The organism is Flavobacterium aurantiibacter (assembly GCF_002251775.1).
Lineage (GTDB): Bacteria > Bacteroidota > Bacteroidia > Flavobacteriales > Flavobacteriaceae > Flavobacterium > Flavobacterium aurantiibacter.
Genome location: NZ_NOXX01000095.1, coordinates 1 through 2,282, shown reverse-complemented (window position 1 = coordinate 2,282; position 2,282 = coordinate 1). Strand labels below are relative to the sequence as shown.

5 protein-coding genes are annotated in these 2,282 nt (G+C 38.0%); all 5 read right to left on the bottom strand.

Going from position 1 to position 2,282, the window contains the following annotated elements; genetic code table 11:
• Positions 1 to 261 (bottom strand): hypothetical protein (locus CHX27_RS01345; RefSeq protein WP_133063386.1); only part of this gene is annotated, 261 nt, incomplete at its 3' end.
• 255 nt (positions 262 to 516) lie between these two features.
• Complete coding sequence (locus CHX27_RS01340) at positions 517 to 783, bottom strand: hypothetical protein (RefSeq protein ID WP_094484976.1); 267 nt, start codon at positions 781 to 783, stop codon at positions 517 to 519.
• 3 nt (positions 784 to 786) lie between these two features.
• Entirely contained in the window at positions 787 to 1,185 is a 399-nt protein-coding gene (locus CHX27_RS15675; protein WP_094484975.1) for a hypothetical protein, read from the bottom strand.
• Positions 1,186 to 1,202: 17 nt separating this feature from the next.
• Positions 1,203 to 1,937 (bottom strand): RHS repeat-associated core domain-containing protein, encoded by a 735-nt coding sequence (locus tag CHX27_RS01330; protein ID WP_094484974.1) that lies wholly within the window; start codon positions 1,935 to 1,937, stop codon positions 1,203 to 1,205.
• Positions 1,938 to 2,010: 73 nt separating this feature from the next.
• On the bottom strand, positions 2,011 to 2,282 hold a 272-nt coding region (locus CHX27_RS15460), incomplete at its 5' end, for a hypothetical protein (protein ID WP_207758920.1).

The following is a 2,282-nucleotide window of genomic DNA, read 5'->3' as shown; positions in this document are numbered from 1 at the left end:
GGGTAGGTACTCGGCGTGTTGCGAGACTTGGCCGGTTTGGTTTGAAATGTAGGTGCTTGAGCCGAGATGGTCGGGATGGAAGTAGTATTGGTTTGGTGCAACTTGTGAAATATCTTCATCTAAAAACATTTCTTCCACAGAACTTTGTAATGTCGGGGTCGGCTGTTCGAATTTAGTATAAATACTAGTGACTAATCCATTAGCCATAGCTACGGTTGCATTACTTTTTTCGCGAATGGTGGTAATATCTAAATCTGGCATATCCGATTCTAATTGATCCTTTGGAAAGCGCGCAATATAGAAATTGCTTCATGTTCTGGATGTAATTCTCTCGGAACCGATGTAATAATGCTTGCTGTATGCGAGAGAGAAAAGTCTTGTTTGATTTTGAGTAGTTTTTCGCAATACTCGTCCCATGAGCAAGCCACTANTTTTTTCGCGAATGGTGGTAATATCTAAATCTGGCATATCCGATTCTAATTGATCCTTTGGAAAGCGCGCAATATAGAAATTGCTTCATGTTCTGGATGTAATTCTCTCGGAACCGATGTAATAATGCTTGCTGTATGCGAGAGAGAAAAGTCTTGTTTGATTTTGAGTAGTTTTTCGCAATACTCGTCCCATGAGCAAGCCACTAGGGTAAATCATGATGTTGTCTTTAGTCATTTGCGCTACTTCGCTGCTGTTTGTAGAAACCTCAAATTGGTCGGTGTTGTAGCGCACTATGCGCTCGCCGGCAGCATCGTAATGTTTCCGATTGTTTTGATAGAAAGATTGTACCATCGATCAAAAAGGACAATGGCATTTTTTAACATAATTCAGTCCTTTCAAATTCTTGGTTGAATAAACGCTAAAATCATCTTTATTGGTCCATATCAGTTTACCTTCAAACATTAATTTTGTTGGTATTTCCTCAAAGTTATGTGGTAAATCTTTTAACAATTTACTCTTTGACAACTTCAAATAGTAACTTTTAGAAATAGCAATTTTTTGATTTGATTTTACGCGCCTTTTAGATGAAATAATCAAAGATTTTACGTCTTCATTTTTTACTAATATCAAGTAGTAGCTTTTAGTTGAGTCAATATTTATCACTTTGTAGGATCTACATTCTTGTGCTTGAGTTTTTTGATAAGATAATATAAATAAAAAGATTACTTGCAAAATTAAATTTCTAATGATCATGACTTTTTTTTAAAATTTCAAAATAATTGCGTTTCTCCTCCGCGTTTCGTTAACCAACTTTCAATTCTGGAAAAGGGGGATTTTCTATATTCATGTTGAATCTCTTTTTGCTTAACAAATATGCTAAAATCGCCATCAGGATAAATCAAATTAGTTGCCCCGTGCGCTTCTAAATATGCCTCTCTGTCGTTCGCCTTGGCTCCAGGATTTTGTTTTGCTCCGTAATATGCTTCTAATGCAGCATGCATAGCGATACTTCCTTTGTCCATACCTGCAAACTCCTCTATTATCTCGGTGTGATTAGGATTAAATGTTTGTTGAGCAATGACTTTTCCATTTCTCTTTTTTTCACTGCCATCAAATGAATCTCCAAACAGAAACTTTCCATTAACTTTATTTTTGCTTGTGACATTAATTTTAACTGTAATTTTTGTATCGCTGATAGCATTTAGCAGTTCTCGATCCGCTTCAGTCTTTGCTTCACCTGTCGCTGACAATTTACCTGTTTTTTTATCTCTAGTGATTTCTAAACTTGAAGAGGCGTCTAATTGGTCTACATATTTTTGAGCTAATTTTCCCTGCACAATTACATCATCTGCTTCCCGCCCATCCGGATCCACCAAATTTATCGGGTTCTGGTAACAATACCCATAGGCATCCCTTGTTTTCTCCGCCAACGGATCTACGCTTATAAAACTACTCCATTTTGGGTCGTAGTACCTTGCTCCATAGTAGTAATTTCCGGTTTCCATTTAATTGCCCGCGCGCCTGCTGGCTCGTTCGCTAAAAATGTCCACCGGACNTTCTCCGCCAACGGATCTACGCTTATAAAACTACTCCATTTTGGGTCGTAGTACCTTGCTCCATAATAGTAATTTCCGGTTTCCATTTAATTGCCCGCGCGCCTGCTGGCTCGTTCGCTAAAAATGTCCACCGGACATTTTTTAACGCTCCGCCCTCATTAAACTTAAACGGCGAGTTGTTCGAATTCTTGTGTTCGTCAACTAAAAGTTTTCTCACCAAGCATTTATTTTTTATTGGTGTTAGAATACTATTTGCTAAAGTAACGATTTCGCCAAAGGGTAGGTACTCGGCGT